We start from the raw sequence: 23,341 nt of genomic DNA on the forward strand, positions 1-23,341 counted from the left end.
GTTTGGTTCCAAGCATAGTCGTAATAAAGTTAAGTGGTATGTATGCTTAAGTATGCTAAATGCTGTGAAAAAGTACTTAAGTAAGCTTATTGCTTTATGTTTGTAGAAATACATCATTGTACAAAGATTGTACAAAATTTAAACTTGAAATTTATAATTCTTCCGTACAAACAGATTATGTGCGGAAAATAAGTTATATAAAAATAAAATTGCATGCAGACAAAAATATAATTAGTGGGACTATAGTTGGTTTTATTGCCCATAAATATTGTTTTTTTGACTTGCAGCGGAAATGAGATTAAAATGAATAAACAGAGTATACAAAAATTGGAATTATTTTTATTAGGGTTAGAACAGAGAATAACTGAAAATGAAAATTTTTTTAAGAAAATAACGCTGAAATTTAAATCAGGTACCAAGATTTATGAAGGAACAATTACATTACAGGATAACAAGCTTTTATTTCAGTATAATGGAAGAAATGATAAAATAGAGATTTCTTGGTTGGGAGCCAGAATATCAAAGGTTGCTCAGGAGTATGATGCTGTTAATTTAGTTTATGAAGAACGGGGCAGTACAATTTTCATAGATGCAGATAATAAAAATGTTAAAATGAAAACTAAAGATACAGAAATAGCAGAAATCTGTAATGAGCACAAGGAAACCTCTCAAATATCTAATAGAGATTATTATATAAAAGTGGGAGCAGCAGATGATCTCCTAAAAGCTATAGGAATACTAAGTGAGAACGGCAAAATAAAGAACGACATGATTAGAAAATATAATCAAATAGACCATTATATTGAACTTGTAGATGATATGCTGAAGTCTCTTTGTTCGAAATACGAGACTATAAATGTGGTTGATTGTGGCTGCGGTAAATCATATTTATCATTTGTTTTAAATTACTATATAAAAGAAGTTTTAAAGAAGAATTGTCATTTTATTGGCTTGGATATTTCAAAGACAGTAATTGATGCTTCAAAGAAAATTGCAGAACAGCTTGACTATAGAAATATGGAGTTTAAGGTTACAGATATCAGAAACTACACTGCTAATAAGGATATTCATTTAGCTATTAGCCTTCATGCGTGTGATACTGCAACGGATGAAGCTATTGCACTTGCTGTAAAAAATAATGCCAAAGCAATAGTAATGGTTCCTTGCTGTCAGAAGGAAATATTAAATCAATACTCATTTGATATGCTGAAAAGTATTACAAAATATGGTGCCTTGAAAGCCAGACTTGCTGATGTATTAACTGATGGGATTAGGTTAATACTATTAGAAGCAGTAGGTTATAAGACTTCTATAGTTGAATATGTTTCACCACTTGAAACACCAAAAAATCTTATGATTAGAGCTGAGAAGATTGGCGATTCAAATAAAAATGCTCTTGAAGAATATAAAAATCTTAAGAAAGCATTAGGAATAAATCCAACATTGGAAAAAATTATACTTCCTATGTATGAAATATAACTGTTATTTGATATAAGTATCATAAGTGTAATGATTCTTTTTATAATCAAAAATTTTAAAGTATTACAAATCATAAAAGAGAAATATTTGGGAAATAAAAGGGAAAATTGACACATGTTGAAAAATTGTGTATAATATACAAATGAGTTTGTAATATTATTTAAATTAGTCAATAAATTAATATTTCTTTGGTTTTACCATAGAAGATAATAAGATGAGATTTCGACTATATCTTATTTCTAAGCCAAAAGATTTAAAACGTTAGTTTATTGACTTAAATGCGAATCATTAAAACATATTTTACTTAGGGAGTGAGACAATGGCAAAAAAATCATATGATGAAAATGGTGTGCTTTTATCAAAAAAGACATTGTACAGTGGGGACATTATAAAAGTTACTTATACGGGTTTGCTTGTACAATCAGGCGCTAGTGGTGTTTTCTTGCATGTTGGTTTTGGCGATAAATGGGAGAATCCCTCTTTGATACCAATGAATTATGAAAATGGTGTTTTTACTGCAGATATTGAGATTTTGAATTATAAGGAATTTGGCATTTGTTTTAAGGATACAGCAGAAAACTGGGATAATAATTCTGGTAATAATTATGTGTTCAGTATATCAAAGAAACCCGTAAAAAAAGAAACTGCTAAAAAAAAGGAAGGTAGTACTGCCGAAAAGACTACAAAAGCAAAGACGAAAGCAAAAGTAAAAGCAAAGACTATATAAACTATATAATTAGATTAATAATATATAAATACTCAAAAATTGCTGTCTTAATAGCATATGGGACGAAAATATGTACTTGTTATATTTTAAATGGTACAATATTATTCAGTCTATTTATGTTAATTGACAGCCTTTTTTTTCTAAAAAGTCTAATGTTTATAATGCAATCAACGTTTACATAAAGACTATATCAATGGGTAATGATTATTTATGGTTTGCTGTTAAAATGATTGGAAGAAATATTTGTTTGCTTGAACTAGTAATTTAACATTCACAATGTTTTGGGATTCTTCCGTATTTCATTCATGGGGCCATAGTGTGCTAAAGCTAGCATTTTGTCTATTATTTTCAGCTTCAATAGTTAAGTTTAGTATAATTACTAGATTAAATATATATTAGATTAAGTTAAAAATAAATATACCTTAAAGGAGGCATTGGGGTTCATGTGGGTATTTAAGTTATTATCTATATAAAAGCATGAACAAAATTAATGAATAAACTGTTAAAGAAACTAAATATATTTCAAAGATACAGGAAATTAAATACTAAAAAAGAAAAAAAGCAATTTATTTTAATGTGGATAACCATTTTTACATGTGTATTTACTGTTATATTTGTAGGATTTTGCATATCTTATAGTATTAATAAAAATAAATCCTCTCAAATTCAGCTTAATCAGTATAGTAAACTAGAGCAAGAAGAAATAAATCAAAAATTGAACTCATATTTACATAACATAATTGAGAAAAATACAGAATATGAGAATCAAAATTCAAGCGAAGATCTTAAAAATGATACTTCAGAATCAAACAAGATTAAAATTGATATGCATGAAAATTTGACTGAGACTAACAATATTAAAATAAGAAAAGCGATAAATATGGTAGAAAAAACTACGTATGCTGCAATTACCTTTGATGATGGCTATAACAAAGAATATGTAGAAAAGGTATTGGATGTTTTAAAAAAGAATAATGTAAAATCTACTTTTTTTATAATAGGCAAGGTACTTGATGCTTATCCTGAGGTTTGGAAAAGAGCCATAAATGAAGGACATCAAATTTGTAATCATACTCAGTCTCATCAAATATTAACTGATATGTCAAGTGAAGCTATTCAAGCAGAAATATTGGGATGGGAAGCAAGCGCAAAAAAAGTATTTGGTGAAGATTATCTTATCAAAATGAAAAAAGAATTCCCATTTTTGAGGCTTCCTGGAGGTGGAGGAGCAAAGAGTGATAGAGTATTGGCAATTGCTCAGAAAAATGGTTATAAAGTAATAGGGTGGAACTTAGAAACCATCAGCAGTGTAATTAATCCGTTAAAAAATAAAAAAACTGTAAGTGAAATATCTGATAGAATTGAACAGCATGTGGTAAATAATTGTAAAGGAGGCTCTATTATATTGCTTCACTTTAATCAATATGATATGGGCAATATAGAGCAAATTGTAAGTGGGCTTAGAAATAGAGGATTTGAACTGCAAACAATAAGCAAGATGGTCAAATAATATGTTGAAACCGTTTTTAATGTAGATTATAATTCTAATTGTATATTTGCTTAAAAGTACTTTTTGTAAGTGCTAGATAATGAGAATATTTATCAAAAGTTATTTAATAGAATGTTTTAAAAATACATCTTATGGAGGATTGTTAAATGAAGAGTGTTATTAGAGATATATCCTTAGCAGACAAGGGCAGACAGAAAATTGAATGGGTTAGAAAAAATATGCCTCTTCTAAGAGGCTTAGAAGAAGAATTTAAACAGACAAAGCCATTTAGAGGAGTAAGAGTGGTGGTTTCTGTACATTTAGAGGCAAAGACTGCTTATTTGGCAAAACTATTTGCAATTGGCGGTGGAGAGGTCTCAGTAACAGGTAGTAATCCTCTTTCTACACAAGATGATGTTGCGGCAGGCTTAGTAGCTGATGGACTGGATGTTTATGCTTGGTACAATTCTACAAAGGAAGAGTATGAAGAACATTTGAACTTAGCTCTTGGATATAAACCTAATATAATCATTGATGATGGCGGAGATTTGGTTAATTTGCTTCATACCACTAGAAAAGAGTTACTGCCTCACATAATGGGTGGATGTGAAGAAACAACTACTGGAGTACTGAGATTAAAGGCTATGGAAAAGGAAGGCGCTCTTAGATTCCCTATGATAGCAGTAAATAACGCTCAATGCAAATATTTATTTGACAATAGATACGGAACAGGACAGTCTGTTTGGGATGGAATAAACAGAACTACAAATTTGATTGTAGCAGGAAAAAATGTTGTTGTTGCAGGATATGGATGGTGCGGTAAAGGTATTGCAATGAGAGCTAAAGGCTTTGGTGCAAATGTTATTGTTACAGAAATAGATTCTATAAAGGCTGCAGAAGCAATTATGGACGGCTTTAAGGTAATGAAAATGTCTGAGGCAGCTAAGATTGGAGATTTATTTATTACAGTAACTGGCTGCAGCGATGTTATTACAGCAGAGCATTTCAAGAATATGAAGGATGGAGCTATTTGTTGTAATGCAGGTCATTTTGATGTTGAGGTATCTGTAAAACAGCTTGAGGCTATTGCTGTTGAAAAGCAGGAGCAGAGACACAACATTATGGGTTATAAATTGGAAAATGGAAAATGGATAAACATATTAGCAGAAGGCAGATTGGTAAATCTTGCTGCTGGTGATGGACATCCTGCTGAGATTATGGATATGAGTTTTGCATTACAGGCTCTTAGCGCACAATATATGCTTCGTAACTTTAATAAGTTAGGAAATAAAGTAATTGATGTTCCTGCTGAGATAGATGCAGCTGTTGCTGAAATGAAGTTAAAGTCATGGGGCGTAAAGATTGATAAGTTGTCAAAAGAGCAGAAGAAGTATTTGAACAGCTGGACAGTATAACTAATTGCAGCTTTGACCTAATAGGGCAGTTACAGTTTGCGGAGGATAGAATGACCAAATTTGATTTATTGATAAAGAACATTGATATAATCACCCTGGATGATTCAGACAGGGTGATTAAAAATGGTTATATAGGAATAAAAGATGGTAAGATTTGCTTGGTTTCGGATAGCTTGCCTAATGAAGTTGTATCAAAGAAGGAAATGGACGGAAGAGGTAAGTTAGCTATGCCAGGTCTTGTTAATGGTCATAGTCATAGTGCAATGACATTAATGAGAAATTATGCAGATGATATGGCTTTGGATACATGGTTATTTGATAATATATTCCCTGTTGAGGCAAAGCTTAATGAAGAATATGTTTATTGGGGTACTATGTTGGGTATTGCAGAAATGCTTAAGTCTGGAATAATTGCGTTTGCAGACATGTATATGTTTATGGATGAAGTTGCACGTGCGGTTACTGAGGCGGGTATCAAGGCCAACTTATGTAAGAGTCCTGTACAGTTTTTTGAAGGTGGAGAACTAAAGAGACTGGACAAGAGCCAAGGGACAATAGATTATTATAATAAATATCATAATACCGCAGATGGCAGGATAAAAGTATTTGTTGAAATACATTCAACATACATGTTTAATGAAAGAACTTTAACAAATGCTGCTGCGCTTGCAAAGCAATTGAATACAGGTATTCATATACATCTTTTAGAGGCTGCTACTGAGGTTGAATCTAGCCAAAGAGATTATGGTATGACATCTGTGGAAATATGCAAAAAAACAGGTGTACTTGATGTTCCAGTTTTAGCTGCCCATTGTGTTCATTTGACTGACAATGATTTAGAGATAATGAAAGCCATGGGAGTAAGTGTATGTCATAATCCTACAAGCAATCTAAAGCTTGGAAGCGGTATTGCAAGAGTTCCTAAAATGCTTGAAATGGGAATAAATGTGTGTTTAGGAACTGATGGTGCTGCCAGCAACAACAATCTTAATATGTTTGAGGAAATGAATCTTGCTGCATTGATACATAAAGGTGTTGCAATGAATCCACAGTTGATGAATGCAAAGGACGTGCTAAAAATGGGTACATGTAATGGTGCCAAAGCACTTGGCTTTGAAGATTCAGGTTTGATTAAAGAGGGAATGAAAGGTGACATAATATTAATTGATACTGATAAACCACATTTCTATCCTAAAAATAATGAAATATCAGCCGTTATTTATTCAGCACAAGCATCAGACGTTGATACTGTTATTATTGATGGAAATATAATTATGCAGAATAGAATTTTCAGAAGCATTGATGAAGAAAAAATAAAGTCTGAGGTTGATAGACTATCAAAAAAATTATTAGCAAATTAAAATGAAGTAACTATTTTAAATAAAAATAATATGAAATAAATTTTTGTATATGTGATTGCTGAAAGATATTTTATGTATACAAATTTTTTATTAAGAATAGTAAGCATCAAAATAATATAATTTGAAGCTTAGTTATAAGATTAGTCAGAAATAGTAGGTGAAGAGCAAGTATTTCAGCCAGCACAGCGGAAGAAAGCAGCTGTGAGTATTAATCAAGACAAAATTCCTTGGTTAAACGGTGGGCAGAAGTGCTTGTTCTTCACCGCAATTTCAGCATAAATTTCGGGAATGTGGAATCCTATGTGGATGATTTTTTGTTAATCCCTTCTATTAGGTAAATTTAACCTTTGTTTAGCGAATGCTTCCAATGACACAAAATCAGCTATCTCTATGGCATTAATTACATAAAGGAATTATTCAGAGTTTGTCTAATTATTATTATAGAGTTTTTATGCTAAAGTAGATGAATATAACTTCATTATGCAAAAACTCAAAATTTTGTTAAATACTATGATGAGTTACAGTTTATATAGTACAATGTTTTTTCTATTAACTAAATATTTAAAGCATCCCGCATAAAAATATATTAGTGATAGAATTATCATTGATTTGAATGCAAAATAGGTATATTTTGCTGTTAAGTTTGGAGTAAAATGTCTTTTCTCATATATTAATATATAAAGGTCTGACACAGAAGATACTACGAACCAAAGAATATGGCAAAACAAGTAATTAGCTTTAACAATAAAACCAGGGGGATAAATTAATGTCTGTTAGTATAAGTTTATGGTCAAATTTGCAAGGAGAAATACAAAGATTTTTATCTAGTTATTATCAAAAGGAATATAAAAATGATGAGCAGGTTAATAGCTGGACAAATGAATTTTGGAATCCTTTAGAGTCTATTGATATGATAAGTGCATTAATGGATAATTATGACAAATACAATGTTACTATGTATATACATATGGAAAATGGATATTTGCATAGAATAACAGAAGAAAACTATGATGATGTTATAAAAGGGCTTTTAGAGTTATACTATTTGCCTATTTAATTAAATGAAGGCAGGAGCCTGTTTATTGTATTTTCAAATGCTGAATATTTACTTGGCATTAGCTTTAAAATATAAACTATCATGATGATAGTAATTTGAATAGTTGTATTCATATTTAATACTGTTATGGTATAATATCTCTTGAGAGTTTTACTCCTGATTTTTATTTGGTGGCACAAAGTTTTTTAAACAACTTAAAAACTGTTTATTTAGCGCATATAAGATTTAAGTAAATTAATAAAAATAACATTATGAGCAGATAAAAATAAGTGCGTATTAGGAGGTACTTTTAATTATATTATTTAGTCTATTTGAGGCTAATGGAGGTTAAGGCATGGACGAACAAAACAACATTCAAGAGGAAAGCTTAGCACAGGACAATAATATAAATTCTGTTGAGTCGGAGGTATTTTCTGCAAACTCTACTCTTGAAGCTGGATTTAGTAATTCTGAAAATACAGAAGCACAACTAAATGGAAATAGAACAAGTGAAGAGGCTCCAATAAATTCTCATAATACAGCAAATAATAAAGCTATAAATAATGAAGCTTTAAATAATTATGAAGTTTTAAATAATAGAGTTTCAAATAATGAAGCTTTAAATAATGAAGTTTCAAATAATGAAGTTTCAAATAATGAAGTTTCAAATAATGAAGTTTTAAATAATGAAGTTTTAAATAATGAAGTTTTAAATAATAGGGCTTCAAATAATGAGGCTTATTATAATAGCAACAATATATTAAACAAAGAAGCTGTCTATAGAGCAAATAACGCTGCTAATAAAGAAACTTATTTAAATGGTGGCATGGGAAGAAGATATGAAGCCAATCCACAAGCATATAATGCAATGGGAAATCAAGCTTATAATAATCAGATAAGTGCTTTAGAAAGACAAATGTTATTAAACTACAACAACCCACTAAATGTTACTAGTTTAAGCAATTGGACAAAGGTTATGCTAACAGCCCTAGTTGTATTAATTCCGGGTATTGGGCAAATTGTTGGTATAATTTTTGGTTTGGTTTTTATTGCAAATGATAGGGATGCAGATAGAAGGTCATATGGTGGAGCTTTGATTACAGTTTCTGTTATTTCATTTATAATTTCAGCTATTTTTTGGTTTTTGCTTGCTATATCTTTTGGGCCAGACTTATATTATTAATTTAACTTTTGAACTACACAAGGTTTATTAGTGGAAAACCCTTACCACTTCCTTAAATTATTCGATATCCGAGTGACAGTGGACGGGGGGAATTAGTTATAGAGGACATAAACAAAAAGCTAATCCGCTGCATCCTAAGGCAGAACAATCTTTCGCAGGACGAGTTAGAGCAAATAGGAGGCGGAGGTAGCAACTGAATAATGGAGGTTTTATTATTCTGAAGGATGAAGTAAGAAAGAATTACATTGCTATTCGAAAAAGGCTTCAGAAGCATGAAGTCATTGAAATGTCTGAGGCTGTTGCTGATAGATTAAAGCAACTAGAAATTATAAAAAGTGCCAAAAGTATTATGTGCTTTGTAAGCTTTGGCAATGAAGTTAATACCCATGAATTAATAAAAATGTGGCTATCTGAGGGTAAGCAGGTAAGTGTACCCAGCGTTGTGAATAGTACAAAAGAAGCTAGGGGAATGTATGCTGTGAAAATAAATAGCTTTGATGAACTTAAAGAGGCTGGTAAGTATGGAATATTAGAGCCTCCTCTGCTGGATTGCAATATAATAACGCCTGCATTGCTGGATGTTGTTATTGTACCGGGCAGCGCATTTGACGTTAACAAAAACAGAATGGGATACGGCGCAGGCTATTATGATAGATTTTTGAGTAATGTGTCACAGGAATGCTGTAAAATAGGTATATGCTATGACTTTCAGGTTTTGGACAAAATACCTTATGAAGAATATGATGTACCACTGGATTTGTTGGTTACAGAAAAAAGAGTTATTTATTAGTTATATGGCTCATATAGTTTTAAGAAATGCCACTAGAGATATAATATCATTAGTGGTTTTTATTTACAGCAATGAAGAAAGGAGTACGAAAACCTTCTAGCCACATAATTTATATAAACTCAGTAATGTTTCAATATTGATTTGTTGACATTTCATAATAATTTTTGCATGTTCCATTTGATATTATCTTCTGCTAGTTGTTGTTTTATATAATATCCTTCCATTTTAATAAATTATATTTATATAAGACCTACAGTTTGTCTCATTTTTAGTCTCATCAACTTTTTGTTTTGATTATTAACCAAATCGTTAATGTAATATGAATACTTGATAGGATTTTCATTTAGCATTATATTTTTGCTTTTACCAGCTATTCTCCAGCCTAATTCTTACTAGAATACTGTAAAACCAACTATTAAAAAGGTCTGGATTTTTTAAGCTATTAATTTGCAAAAGCATTGTGTAAAAGCTTCTTGAACAATGTCTTCTGCTATTTGCTTATTTCCAGCAATGAAGAAAGCAGTTCGGAAAGCCTTTTGACCATATAATTTATATAACTCAGCAAATGCGTGAGTATCGTTTTGCTGACATTTCATTATAATTTCTGTATGTTCCATTTAATATCTCCTTTTAAAGTTTGGAACTCCTTACCTATATAAGAGACAAAAAAATAAATAAGGTTCATTGTTTTTTGTATTTGAAAATTAAGATTTTTTTATTTGACATACTTAAAGGTATATATTACCATAAAAGTGCTATATTATATATTTTTTGAATTAAAGTGAGTTTATTATTTTCTTACATATACATAATACGATAATTCTTGTAGTTAAAATAATCACAGTTCCAGCGAGGTAATTACCATGGAAAAGAAAAAAATCACAGAAACTATAACTGAATTAACTAAAGTGACGTTAACCATTGCAGGAGTTATTTCAAGCTATCCAGCAATTGAGTTGGCTGCTATTTTACTAGAGTATATTTATAAAATTCTGGATGATAAAGGTGTACTGGACAGCAACATAGACCAGGCACGGAAAGAACAGCTGAACAAGGCTATACTCAGCACTGTTAAAGAAACGAATAAGTGCCTTTCCGTAGGTAATCATAGAGAATTGGTTAGTTCAATTAGTGATAGGTTGAAACTTGAATTATCTGATCTTAATAATGATATGATCACGCTTGATGCAATAAAAAATAAAATAGAAATGGTAATAGAAGATGAAAAAATATGGGGAGAGAAGTATTTTAGCAAAGAAGATAGTCTCAGTATTGCTGATACTTTCTACAATTCATTTCTTGCTGAAATTTTGAAACATTCGGAGCTACGAGAATTAGTTCAAATTACAAGTATTGAAAAAATTATATGTGATCTTCAGCAATACAGAACACAAATTTCAAAGCATGAAATAGAACTTCAACAGCATGATATAAAGCTTCAACAGCATAGCAAAGAGCTTGTGCAGATTAAAGACGATATAATAGAAGTAAAGCGTGAAATAAATCTTTTCGAGCCTAATTTTATCTTAACAGTAAATGCTGACACAACACCGACAGAATACTTTGTAGGGCGTGAAGATGAAATTAGGAATTTAAAGGAATTCATACGCACAAAGCAGAAGCTTATATTGGTAAGTGGAATGGGAGGTATAGGGAAGACCCATCTATGCCGTTATATTTTCCGTGAATATGTTGATTGCCATAAAAGACATGAACCAATTGATATAGACCATATAGGATATTTTGATTACACAACGTCAATGGATGTCACTCTTTATAATAACATCAATTTTTATAAAACAGGTAAAATGGAAAAGGATATAGAAACTGCATGGAAAATCTTAAGAGATATTTCAGCAGAAAAAAGAGTGCTAATTTTTATTGACAATGTTACAAATACACCTGATACAGACGAAAGCCTTAAAAAACTCTATGAAATTACTAGTGCAATTATACTTACTTCTAGGAAAACAGTAATTGACCGCTTTAAAACCTACAAAATTGATGAAATGGAACTTGAGCAGTGTATTGAAATGTTTGAGCAGATATATGGAAATGTACCGCAAGAGGATTTAGAGGAACTTGAATACATACTTGGCAAACTGGCGGCAAGACATACAAAAACAGTAGAATTACTAGCGCATATGGCAAATAATAAAGCCTGGTCTATTCATGACTTATGCGGGAAATTGGAGGAAAGCCATTTTAATCTTTCTTATATTTCTGATGGCCAAAAAACAACAATACAAAAGGAATATGAAAAGCTGTTCAATCTAGCTGGATTATCAGAGTCAGAAGTTAATGTACTTGAAGGATTTTCAGTATTCCCGCCATTACCTCTTTCAGCAGATATCTGCAACCAGTGGCTGAATGATGATGCTGCTTTAACTGAAGACGATGAAATTTTCAATATCCTGTACCAAAAGGGATGGCTTCAAAGAAGTGGTAAGTTGTATTCAATGCATCCGATAATTGCAGAAACAATATTAACGATGCAGCAGCCAAAAACAGAAAATCACTTGAAACTTATAAATGCATGTATAAATAGTCTTACGTTTGCAGAAACAGAAGTATTTACAAAAGTTACAGCATTTTTGCCGTTTGCAGAAGAAATTTATGCAAGATTATATAATAACAGTAATATTATCTTTGGACTTTTTGCAGGTAAGATAGGATATATATACCATCACCAAGGAGAATATAGCAAAGCACTTGAATGGTACAATAAGGATTTGGCTATCTTTGAAAAGGTGTTGGGAAAGGAACATCCAGATACAGCCACCACCTATAACAATATAGCAGGAGTTTATGAGGCTCAAGGAGAATATGGCAAGGCAATTGAATGGTACCAAAAGGCTTTGTATATATGTGAAAAGGTATTGGGAAAGGAACATCCATCTACAGCCACCACCTATAACAATATAGCAGGAGTTTATAGAGCTCAAGGAGAATATGGCAAGGCACTTGAATTGTACCAAAAGGCATTGGATATCCGTGAAAATATGTTGGGAAAGGAACATCCATATGCAGCCACCACCTATAACAATATAGCAGGAATTTATGACGTTCAAGGAGAATATTGTAAGGCACTTGAATGGTACCAAAAGGCTTTGTATATATGTGAAAAGGTATTGGGAAAGGAACATCCAGATACAGCCACCACCTATAACAATATAGCAGGAGTTTATGAGGCTCAAGGAGAATATGGCAAGGCAATTGAATGGTACCAAAAGGCTTTGTATATATGTGAAAAGGTATTGGGAAAGGAACATCCAGATACAGCCACCACCTATAACAATATAGCAGTAGTTTATAGAGCTCAAGGAGAATATGGCAAGGCACTTGGATGGTACAAAAAGGCTTTAGCTATCCGTGAAAAGGTGTTGGGAATGGGACATCCAGATACAGCCACCACCTATAACAATATAGCAGTAGTTTATCAAGCTCAAGGAGAATATGGCAAGGCACTTGAATTGTACCAAAAGGCATTGGATATCCGTGAAAAGGTGTTGGGAAAGGAACATCCATCTACAGCCAGCACCTATAACAATATAGCAGGAGTTTATGAGGCTCAAGGAGAATATGGCAAGGCAATTGAATGGTACCAAAAGGCTTTGTATATATGTGAAAAGGTATTGGGAAAGGAACATCCAGATACAGCCACCACCTATAACAATATAGCAGTAGTTTATAGAGCTCAAGGAGAATATGGCAAGGCACTTGGATGGTACAAAAAGGCTTTAGCTATCCGTGAAAAGGTGTTGGGAATGGGACATCCAGATACAGCCACCACCTATAACAATATAGCAGTAGTTTATCAAGCTCAAGGAGAATATGGCAAGGCACTTGAATTGTACCAAAAGGCATTGGATATCCGTGAAAAGGTGTTGGGAAAGGAACATCCATCTACAGCCAGCACCTATAACAATATAGCAGGAGTTTATCACGCTCAAGGAAATTACACCAATGCACTGGAGTTGTATTTTATGGCTTTTTACATTCTTATGATGCGTGTGGGGCAGCAGCATCCCTATATTGAGGCAACTTTTAATAATATGTACACAGCATATACGGAGTCTGGAGGGCGGGAAGATGATTTTGAAGAATGGTTTATTAAACATGTAAATGATTTAAATTTAGAAGTGTCTTAATATGTTACTTCTGTGAAATAAGAACTACCTTAAATGTTCAGCACTCCGAATGCTGAACATCTAGGGTAGTCCTTTTCCACAAACTATCTATGTGTATTACGAGTAGTTGTACAATTAATTAAATGAAGAAATAATATTTAATAAATATTGTTTCATAATAGCATAGTCAATAGCATTAACTTCTCCGTCTATGTTCACATCAGCGTTTGTATAATTAGTTCCTGTAAGTGTAGTTATGCCGAGCATATGACTTTTTAACAGTGCAAAGTCTATGGCATCCACTTTTTCATCACCATTTAAATCACCTAGTGTTCCCGCTGAAGGTGTAATTTTTTCTGTAGAAAATGTAAACCAGTCAATATTTACAGCACCAGTAAACACAAGGTATAAATCATTTACTCCTGTAACTGTATTAATGCTGCAAGCTTGCTCCTTATATTCATTCCAGCCACCTGTTGAAGCTACTTTTAATGTACCTATCAGGGTGCCGGTTGGACTATTTAATCTTAATTCAATATTTGGGGTACCTGTAGTTGCAACAAGAGACTTAAATGATGCTGCTTCGCTTTTAAAGTCTATATTTTTAAATACCAGATAGTCACCGGCAGAAATACTGCCCAGACCTTTTCCATTGTTAGCAGTGCCTATTGTTACAATTGTTGAAGAATTAGTAGAGTCATAGTTCTCTACCTCTAATTTATTAAAAGCACTTTTCGTTATAGGAGTTTCCGTTATATCTGGATTCCACCCGCCAAGATATTTTGCAACCGTATAGTTTGATTCCTGTGAGGGAGCTAATTGCCTTCTATTGGGGTTTGCACCCGGACCTGTATTCTTGTATTCAAACATATCGCATTTTGCGGGATCCAGACCGTTAATAGTTCCCCATGCGTCATCGCTTATATGAGCTCCCATGTAACATTCCCTAAAAAGAACCTGTGGGGCGTTGTTCCATGCCCTTCCTAATTTTACAGTCTTGGGAGGACAATTACTGGTGAGATTACATTTGTAAAACAAGTAACCTAACTTGCCGCTGGGAGTAGAAGGAGCACAAATATAACCATTATTTGACGAACTGTTTCTTGAAATGGAATAAATCTCACAGCTGTCAAGTATAACTGTTGCTCCACCATATATAAAATCTACATCACCAGCAATATAACAATTTTTAAAATATTGTCTTCCGCTTTTGTTATACATTGTATCCTGATGACCTTTGAAAGCACAGTTTATATATACCTGCTGCTCACCATTTGCATATAATGCCTGTGCTTGATCCTGATTTGATGCTGTGGATGCTCTATCAAAGCTATTCACAAAAGTTATATTTTCAGCGCGGAAACCAGATGCACTGATATTTGCTGTTGCAGCTGTAGCAGGGTCTCCTGTTGCTTCCTGATTCTTTCCGGCAGTAATTATTGTGTTTGCACGGCTTTGTCCCACCATGGTTATGTTTGCCGTTTTTACTGTGATTTGCTCTGAATATGTACCATCTTTAATAATGATAGTATCACCGCTTTTAGCTGCATTAATGGCTGCTTGAACAGTTTTATAGCTTCCGCTCCCATCCTTAGCCACCACCAAAGTTGATGCAGCGTTTACTGACGAAGAACCTGCAAAAGCCATAAATAGCATTCCAATTACTAAACCCATAGATAATTTTTTCATTATGTTCATAAAAAAGCAAACCTCCTTGTTATTAAATCAATTTTCATATACCTCAATTTTATAGGTGTTCAAATTAATAAATGGTTTATTGCAGAAATAATCCAAAAGTATAGTTGGTAATTTACATTGTACACTTTAGAGTCTCAAGCACTACCACGAGATGTTTTATCTTCATTGCTATGATTCCTCCTTAAATAAGATAACACTTGTTTTTTGTAGTTTTTATTTTTTCGAAAGAGTGTTGTATTCATTATTTTCTATACGAAGAAAGATATTTCAAATTTCTTGCTTGTTTAACTTCCTCATTCTTTTGGTTTATACGCTTATACTGCCAAGTTAAAGAATTGATTAAGAAGTGAAAAAGTTATGCAGTTTATTACGTTTTTACGACTACAGTTCTTATTAACTAATATTCTTATATAAAGTAAGTATAACATATTTATCCATTATACGGCAATATTTGCAAGTTCCCATACTATTGACTATTACCTATGAAACTTACGCTAATTTGATTAGCCTTCTCAGCTAGCGTTCTTTTCTAATACATTCTCACACAACGGCTGTATATTTTAGTAATTATTTACTTGTGTTTAAAGGGTGTATTATCATATAATCATTGATAAAATACATAGTTTGCTATATGTTTTGTTAAAATATGGAGGAAGCGAATGATAGAAAATGCTTTTAAATATCTTTAAGCTAGCTATGTAATTACTTAAAATAATGTTATTAGGGGTAGAAAATGAAACAGCGTAAATTAAAAAAAGGTGGGCTAATTTTATTGATTACTTTATTATCAATGATTCCGCCTCTTTCAACGGATTTGTATATGCCAGCATTGCCAGAGTTAGTGACGTATTTTAATACGACAACTTCCATTACTAGCTGGACAATGACCATTTTCTTTATTTTTATGGCTTTTGGCACATTAGTTTTAGGTCCTATAAGTGATAAATATGGTCGAAAACCTATTCTAGTATGGAGTACCATTTTAACACTTATTTGTAGTACTACTTGTGCATTTTCACCGACAATTATATTTTTAATTATCGTACGTGCCATCCAAGCATTCAGTGCGGGTGGAATGTTAGCGATCGGAACAGCGCTAATTAAAGACAGTTTTGAAGGCTCAGAAATAGGAAAAGTGCTTTCTATTACTCAAGCATTGGCTTTTATTGCTCCAATGGCAGCACCAATTTTAGGTGCGCTTATTTTAAAAGTTTCAGATTGGCGCATGACGTTCATTGCTTTAGCCGTATTGAACGCAATAACGCTTTTAATTGTGCTGCTGTTAGATGAAACATTGCCTGCAGAGCAACGTGTTAAAGAAAGCATAATTCATTCAATATTGGGGTTATCAAAGGTTGTCAAAAACTCTGTTTTTACAAATATATTGTTAGTAGGAGGATTCTTAACAGCTCCTTACATGGCGTATTTAGCTGTTGCTTCATATGTATATGTGAATGGATTTCATACATCTGAAACAATGTTTAGTGTTTATTTTGCTATAACGTCTGCCTTTACAGTGGTTGGCCCGTTACTTTATGGTCGCTTTGGTAAAAAACCATTCAAAAAAGTTTTATGGATTTGCTTTAGTATTACAACATTAGTGGGGATTCTTTTATTAACAATCGGACAAATTAGCCCTGTATTATTCTTATTAAGCTATATCCCATTTGCTGTGACGACAACATATATTAGACCATATACTGCGGACTTGCTGTTAAACGTACAAAATCAAAACGTTGGTGCTTCATCAGCAGTAATGAACTTTGGCTTCACCATTCTTGGGAGTTTAGGAATGTTTATTGGTTCTTTGCGATGGCCTAATTATGTTTCAGGCATAGCATTTACAATATTTATTTTTACTGTATTATCAATGGTAATATTTATAGCTGCTAATAAGTTTAAAGTATTTAAAGACATTGGACATGTAAACGAATAAGTTAATATATTTAGTTCTAATCTGATATAATTTGGATTTTTTCTATTTGAGTTTATAGAATTTTTTTATTAGATTTTTCTATAAATAAAAAAACTCTACCAAAGTTTAAAAAGTTTAAATGGTAGTGTTTTTTTATTTATAGAATCAATGCCAAAGTACACAATCAATGGTTGCTTTTTGTCTGACTCTGTAAAGGAAGGTTATAACATAAATCAAAAACTTTAGAAAACGGCAATGCTGATTAAACAAAGGAATATGCAAGGCACATTGACTATTCAGAGTACATATCAAACTTTAATTCAATGGACAAATTTTAATATCTAATCTTTATGAATATAATTAAATAGGACTTATAATTCTCAATATTTATATTGAGCAATGAAGAGAGGCCTGACTAATGGCAAAGCTTAAACCCATCAAAATTTATAACATTTATAAAGGAAAAATAAACGTAAAAGATTTACTTTACCAGATAATAACACTTAAAATTTAATAAACTTATATATTATATCCATTTCAACTTTCCTAATGAAAAAGCATATCCATGCTCAAGTTATCAATGGTTTTATACAAAGTAAACTAACCCTATATTAAAATATTCGACTTCTCATTTGATAAGGCCTTCAAAACCTATAATTCTTTTGAAAAAGTTGAGTTGATAAGTTTTGAAGATTAGCTAGAAATTTGTCCAATGCTTGTAGCTGCTATTTACTAACTAAAAGGAAGCGAGCGGTTACCGGCTTGGAAAATAATTTTCTGATTTAACTGAAAAAGCGACCTAAAATTAAATACTTTATTCTTTAACAGCTATATTTATCGGAATAAATAAGGAGGTAGCAGTTACTATGTTAGGGTTTAATAAACCTGAGATTAATTATCATATTGGTATATATGTGAGACAGAGCAGGGACGAAAATGATGAAAATTTAGAAACAATTGAAACCCAAAAAAGACTGCTAATAGATTTTATTGCAAGAAATAAACTTGGGACTATTTATAAAACATATGTGGATGATAATGTTTCTGGTGCAGGCTTTGAAAGACCAGCGCTTGATGAACTTAAAAAGGACGTATTAGCTTGTAATATTAATCTCATTGTTTTGAAGGATTTATCAAGATTGGGAAGAAACAATGCAAAAACCCTTTTATTTCTGGACTTTTTAGAGGAATATGGAGTTCGTGTGATAACATCAGATGGAAGATATGACAGCATTAGAGATAATGAAACTGTGGGAATTGACACGTGGTTTAATGAACGCTACGTGCGAGATATTTCTAAAAAAATAAGGGCAAATCTCAGATTTAAAATAGAGCAGGGTGAGTACATAGGTAATGCTCCATATGGTTATGTTAAGTCAATAAATGAGAAAAACAAGCTTGTAGTTGATAATAGAACAGCCCCTGTTGTTAAAGAAATATTCAGTCTATACAAAAAGGGCTATGGATATGCTGCAATTGCCAATATTTTGAATGAGAAAGGGTATCCTTCCCCTTCCTCAAAAAATTCAGACATTCCCATAACTCCATGGAACCAAGTGGCAGTACAGCGTATTTTGTGCAATCGTGTATATATTGGAGATACGGTACAGGGGGTAAGTGAAAAGATAAGCTTCAAAAATAAAAAAACCAGACGTCTGCCTTTTGAAAAATGGATAATTACAACCAACACCCATGAGCCAATAGTTAATAATGTTGATTTTGAAGAGGTTCAGAGAATAAGGGCGAAAAAGCGTTCAAATCAGGGCTATAACAGAAATACATCACATTTTTTGAGTAATTTAATATTCTGTGGTAAATGCGGTAAAGCAATGTATGTTAGAGTGCGCAAAGACAGACCAACTGGCTATATATGCAGTTCTTATGCTAAAAATGGGTGTAAGAGTTGCTCTAGTCATTATGTTTCTGAACAGACAATAGTAGATGTGATTAATAAGGAATTGCTGGATATGCTTACAAACAGAACTCTTATTGATAGCTTTTGCTTGAATTGTGATGATTTTAATGAGCAGGAGCAGCAAATTAAGGAAAAGCTGCAAAAGGTTGAGCAGCAAATTGTAGTTAAGCAAAAACAGCAAGACATACTATATAGCGATAGGCTTGAAGGAAAAATATCCGAGCAGCTTTTTGCAAGAATGAACCCAGTGATAGAATCTAGAATCAATATGCTTAATCAAGAACTGGAAAGGCTTAGAGCAGAGCAAAATAACCAGCTTGATAAGATGCAGGTTATTGATAATTTTATAAAAAAAATTAGAAATCAAGGAATAAACAAAAGCATTATTGATTTAATGGTTAATAGAATTATAGTTTATGACAGCAACGACAACATTGAATCACTAGGAACAGCTGTAAATGATAATGGAGGTAATGGTTTAATTGTAATTGAATATAATTTTAATAATTGGAGGGATTTGTAGGGGGAAGGCTTCATAGAAATTATAAAAATTTATTTAAACTCAAATAGCGGTAAAAACAGTATTTGAGGAATATAAAAAATAGATATTGCACTCAAGCCATTATATTAAAAAGACTTCCTATGTTGAAGCGAAACTGGGTGATAGCGCTTTTATGGTTAGGAATAAAGAATATAAATATTGTTGATGAAGAAAAATTACAATTTAATTAAATTTTTGCATTGAAAGGTGTCTCAATATATTTCGAGGCACTTTTTGATTGGTTAATATATAAATTATATGTACCTGATTATATATGGATTATTTTAACTGTAAAGAATATAATTATTATTAGCAGTAGTGCTTCTTTTATGAGAGTACATATTTATGTTTAGTAATGTTATCAGTAATTTGTAATATTGTAAGTGAAATAATTTAGCACAGAGGATTAGTGATAAGTAAAATTTCTCATATTCAGAACATATTCGTTACGATCTAAATAGAACATGTTGTTTTATTTATATTTACTTATAAAATATACTAGATTTCAAAGAGTGACGTAAATGCAAACAAATTCAGAATTTAAAGTAAATGAAAAACAATATTTAAGCACAAGACACAAAAACATGTAAAAGCAACAGGATGGTAAGTTCCACATCATATGCCCCTCGGTGTATGTATATCTATAATAGTTCGGGTGATCATGTTTTTATATTTTATAGTAGCGTCAATATTGCTGGAGAATTATACTATAATATATATGAAGCTACTACAACCTATAGATATCGAGGCGGAGGCAGCGATCATGCTGACAAAACAGTTGCTGCAGGATTTTTTGTTGAAGAAGCAAATCTTTATGGATATGTTCATGCTAGACGATACGGTTGGAATTAGTAATATTTAAGATTAATATAAAACTTAGAAGATAGGAGGTAAGTGTAAAATTATGAAGAGAATAAAGCTTATATCATTGGTAGTCAGTCTATCTGTTCCATTTATTATAGTTTCTTGTTCTAGTTCTGGAGACAACGCTGCTCCAGTGAGTACCTCTAACATTACTACAACTACAAATCACTCTGAATTGCTGATAGAAAATAATAAACTAAAGAATGAAAATGAACAACTAGTTTCTGAGAATTATTCTTTGAAATCTAGGAATGAATATCTTGAGAAAGTCCTTAAAGAATCCAGTATCTCACCGTTGTTAAACAACTATACTGCAGACTTGCTTCTCCACAAAATTTTCACTGAAAACGGTAAGGTTGACATATTCCCTGGAAGATTGAAGGGAATACGTGTAGAAGATATTGGAGAAGAAACATATTTTATTTTTACTATCGACAAAATGGCGGTCAATCCAAAATGGGACGGTCCAGGTTCAGACTCTGGGAAAGGGTATTTCATAAATTCTGAAGAAAAATATGAAGAGTACAAAGGTGGACTAAGTACGATATTCTCATATCAGGGATATGAAAATACCATACAAAAAAGGGAAGCTATTCTTAATGATTCCAATTATAAAAATGATCGGATTTATAATTTTTATATGATTGGAGATGAAATTGTTTTTGTTGGTCCAGATCCAGGACCATAAAGAAATAAAATGAAATCTATTAGTAGATAGAAATGTAAAATGTCAGATTGATAATAAGACTACGGCTATGCTGCAATTGCCAATATTCTAAATGAGAAAGGATATCCTTCGCCGTCTTCAAAAATTCAGACATTCCCATAACTACATGGAACCAAGCGTCTGTACAGCGTATTTTGTGAAATCGTATATACTTTGGTGATGTGTAATTATAATGATATATAAAGGTGGTTTTTATCATTGAAAACCACAATAATTAATTGCGGGATGTGTTCAGGAGAGGCTGCTAACTAGCAGTATGACTGGAACAATGATGTGTCTGGAAAAAGAAATATATTAAAAGATGACTGTAGAATTTTATGCATTTTGTATTTTATTCTACAGTTATTTTTATTTTGGAGAAGCTATATAAATAAGTTAAATGATGCTATAATTAGAAGCAAATTGAGGGAATAGCGGAGAGATAGAGGTTGGAGTGTGGGAAGCTAATTTTAATCGTAGAGTTGCTTTGAAAGTGGGAGTGGAAATTAAGACTATTATATAAGCTTTTAAATTTTAGTGAAGTAAAAATAAAGGTGATTTTTATGAGCAAAAATATAAAACAGTATATTTTGAAAAAAGTAAATAAAAAAACGGATAAAATAAAAAGTCTTAAGCCTAAAAATGCGCAGAGTTGGATTGTATTATCAGATATATATTTTAGAAACTGGTTGCATGAAAAAGCAATAGAAGCAGCAACAAAGACTAGACCAGCTTAGATGAATAAAATTTATATTCTTTGAGTTTTAGTTAACATATTTTTTGAGGAGAAATTGCTATGAATGAATTTATATACTGCAAAATTGAAATATTTATACCAGAAAGCCACTTTCCCCAGCTGCAAAAAGCCTTACAAAGTGTGGATGCAGGGCACATTGGAAACTATGACAGCTGTTTATCCTACAGCAAGGTTAATAGCTATTGGAGGCCTCTTTCAGGGAGCAGCCCATATATAGGTGAGGCAAATGAACTATGTTCAGAAACAGAGTTAAAAGTAGAAGTTACTTGCCTGCGTGAAAAAATTGATGTTACAGTGGAAGCCATTAAGAAAGTTCATCCCTATGAGGTTCCAGTTATAAATGTTATTCAGTTATATAGGACCAGCTATTAGTTTTGAACTGAGACAATTAGCATGAGTAAATTATATTAAGGAATTTGAGACTGCTAGCTGGATATGCTGCTGAACACGTGGAAGGTTGATTTAGTCGAAGTAAATAACCAGTTCGTAGTGGTGATTTGTTTAATTTTAGCAGTCAGGGGATTCTAAATTTTGTATGAAAGCTGAATACCTTTAAAATAAAGATTATTTCTGCTTTATAATTATTGTATAATGTATAAAATGAGTAAACGTGAAAGATGTATAAATGTACCACAGGAATTCAAAATATTTCAAACAAGTAAAGGAGAATTTTTAAAAGATGGCTTTAATCTAGTAGAAGGTGTTCATGTCTCAAATTTAGATGGGATAAACGAAGAATATGCTATAGAAGAGTATGAAAATATATTCAGAATAACCATAAATGTAAGTGCTGAGAATATAGACAGTGTATTTAGGGAGTTGTGTGCTAGAGTTAGAACTCCTGGTTTTTTAATGCTTGAACATGGTACAAACCAAAATATAGAAAAGCAATTAAGAAAGTCAGACACTGATCCTATGCATATTGATGTTTTCTATCTTGATGGGCTAGAATCAACAGCATTTTTTGCGTTGTATAATCAATATAATAAATTATTGGTTAATGATGGAGTCATTAGTTTTGGATTTGGTTCACATATTTGTACTGACGAAGTATATGTTGGTCCATACAAAATCTTTACCATTTTTACAAATGAAACAGAAAAATATATTGATGTTTTAAAAAAGTATAATATTCCACAGGTACATAGAGTGAAAACTATTTGGAATAATTTCTCAGAAGAATCACCTGGGAGTCGTATGACAATTAAAGTAAATGGAATAGATATATATGAAATGATAGAGCAATTAAGTAAAAAAGGCCTGTATTTGGGAGAAAGAAGAGAAGAGTAGACATTTTGTATATGACTTATAGTTAGAATCAATCAAAATAAATGG

General features: G+C 32.0%; 18 protein-coding genes. 16 read left to right on the forward strand and 2 right to left on the reverse strand.

The features are described from left to right. Positions 1-303 precede the first annotated feature (303 nt). The 8 genes from EHE19_RS07750 to EHE19_RS07785 all read left to right on the forward strand — a co-directional run bounded on the left by EHE19_RS07750 (position 304) and on the right by EHE19_RS07785 (position 9,480). Positions 304-1,479 (forward strand): class I SAM-dependent methyltransferase, encoded by a 1,176-nt coding sequence (locus EHE19_RS07750; protein WP_137696483.1) that lies wholly within the window; start codon positions 304-306, stop codon positions 1,477-1,479. Positions 1,480-1,798: 319 nt separating this feature from the next. Beyond that, positions 1,799-2,206 (forward strand): carbohydrate-binding protein, encoded by a 408-nt coding sequence (locus tag EHE19_RS07755; protein ID WP_137696482.1) that lies wholly within the window; start codon positions 1,799-1,801, stop codon positions 2,204-2,206. 490 nt (positions 2,207-2,696) lie between these two features. Beyond that, positions 2,697-3,716, forward strand: a complete 1,020-nt coding sequence (locus EHE19_RS07760) for a polysaccharide deacetylase family protein (protein ID WP_137696481.1) — start codon at positions 2,697-2,699, stop codon at positions 3,714-3,716. A gap of 146 nt (positions 3,717-3,862) precedes the next feature. Then, a complete protein-coding gene (locus tag EHE19_RS07765; RefSeq protein ID WP_137696480.1) occupies positions 3,863-5,110 on the forward strand; it encodes an adenosylhomocysteinase in 1,248 nt (415 codons plus the stop codon). Positions 5,111-5,160: 50 nt separating this feature from the next. Beyond that, the gene (locus tag EHE19_RS07770) at positions 5,161-6,471 is read left to right on the forward strand and encodes an amidohydrolase (protein WP_137696479.1); all 1,311 of its coding nucleotides are present in this window, start codon (positions 5,161-5,163) and stop codon (positions 6,469-6,471) included. Between the two features lie 766 nt (positions 6,472-7,237). Continuing rightward, entirely contained in the window at positions 7,238-7,528 is a 291-nt protein-coding gene (locus EHE19_RS07775) for a hypothetical protein (RefSeq protein ID WP_137696478.1), read from the forward strand. 334 nt (positions 7,529-7,862) lie between these two features. Then, the gene (locus EHE19_RS07780) at positions 7,863-8,690 is read left to right on the forward strand and encodes an MFS transporter (protein WP_137696477.1); all 828 of its coding nucleotides are present in this window, start codon (positions 7,863-7,865) and stop codon (positions 8,688-8,690) included. A gap of 217 nt (positions 8,691-8,907) precedes the next feature. Next, positions 8,908-9,480 carry a 5-formyltetrahydrofolate cyclo-ligase gene (locus tag EHE19_RS07785; protein WP_280513974.1) on the forward strand — a complete coding sequence of 191 codons (573 nt, stop codon included), beginning with the start codon at positions 8,908-8,910 and terminating at the stop codon, positions 9,478-9,480. Between the two features lie 434 nt (positions 9,481-9,914). Here the strand turns inward: EHE19_RS07785 and EHE19_RS07790 are convergent, their stop codons facing one another. Continuing rightward, positions 9,915-10,097, reverse strand: coding sequence for an RNA polymerase sigma factor (locus tag EHE19_RS07790; protein WP_137696475.1), 183 nt, complete (start codon positions 10,095-10,097; stop codon positions 9,915-9,917). A gap of 246 nt (positions 10,098-10,343) precedes the next feature. Here EHE19_RS07790 and EHE19_RS07795 point away from each other — a divergent pair, with 246 nt between their 5' ends. Beyond that, entirely contained in the window at positions 10,344-13,631 is a 3,288-nt protein-coding gene (locus EHE19_RS07795) for a tetratricopeptide repeat protein (RefSeq protein WP_137696474.1), read from the forward strand. Positions 13,632-13,745: 114 nt separating this feature from the next. Here the strand turns inward: EHE19_RS07795 and EHE19_RS19730 are convergent, their stop codons facing one another. After that, positions 13,746-15,308 carry a pectinesterase family protein gene (locus EHE19_RS19730; protein WP_137696473.1) on the reverse strand — a complete coding sequence of 521 codons (1,563 nt, stop codon included), beginning with the start codon at positions 15,306-15,308 and terminating at the stop codon, positions 13,746-13,748. Positions 15,309-16,041: 733 nt separating this feature from the next. On the opposite strand from EHE19_RS19730, the gene EHE19_RS07805 reads away from it, so the two are divergent. The 7 genes from EHE19_RS07805 to EHE19_RS07835 all read left to right on the forward strand — a co-directional run bounded on the left by EHE19_RS07805 (position 16,042) and on the right by EHE19_RS07835 (position 23,296). Beyond that, positions 16,042-17,244: an MFS transporter gene (locus tag EHE19_RS07805; RefSeq protein WP_137696472.1), complete on the forward strand. Its 1,203-nt coding sequence runs from the start codon at positions 16,042-16,044 to the stop codon at positions 17,242-17,244. A gap of 845 nt (positions 17,245-18,089) precedes the next feature. Beyond that, positions 18,090-19,661: a recombinase family protein gene (locus tag EHE19_RS07810; protein ID WP_137696471.1), complete on the forward strand. Its 1,572-nt coding sequence runs from the start codon at positions 18,090-18,092 to the stop codon at positions 19,659-19,661. Positions 19,662-20,312: 651 nt separating this feature from the next. Then, the gene (locus EHE19_RS07815) at positions 20,313-20,531 is read left to right on the forward strand and encodes a hypothetical protein (RefSeq protein WP_137696470.1); all 219 of its coding nucleotides are present in this window, start codon (positions 20,313-20,315) and stop codon (positions 20,529-20,531) included. A gap of 52 nt (positions 20,532-20,583) precedes the next feature. Next, positions 20,584-21,231 carry a hypothetical protein gene (locus EHE19_RS07820; RefSeq protein ID WP_137696469.1) on the forward strand — a complete coding sequence of 216 codons (648 nt, stop codon included), beginning with the start codon at positions 20,584-20,586 and terminating at the stop codon, positions 21,229-21,231. Between the two features lie 581 nt (positions 21,232-21,812). Continuing rightward, positions 21,813-21,986 carry a hypothetical protein gene (locus EHE19_RS07825; protein ID WP_171003499.1) on the forward strand — a complete coding sequence of 58 codons (174 nt, stop codon included), beginning with the start codon at positions 21,813-21,815 and terminating at the stop codon, positions 21,984-21,986. Between the two features lie 59 nt (positions 21,987-22,045). Beyond that, positions 22,046-22,378, forward strand: coding sequence for a divalent cation tolerance protein CutA (gene cutA, locus EHE19_RS07830; protein ID WP_137696468.1), 333 nt, complete (start codon positions 22,046-22,048; stop codon positions 22,376-22,378). A 228-nt stretch (positions 22,379-22,606) separates the two neighbouring features. Then, entirely contained in the window at positions 22,607-23,296 is a 690-nt protein-coding gene (locus EHE19_RS07835; RefSeq protein WP_137696467.1) for a hypothetical protein, read from the forward strand. Positions 23,297-23,341 lie beyond the last annotated feature (45 nt).

It is taken from the genome of Ruminiclostridium herbifermentans, assembly GCF_005473905.2.
In the GTDB taxonomy this organism is placed as follows: Bacteria; Bacillota; Clostridia; order Acetivibrionales; family DSM-1351; genus Ruminiclostridium; species Ruminiclostridium herbifermentans.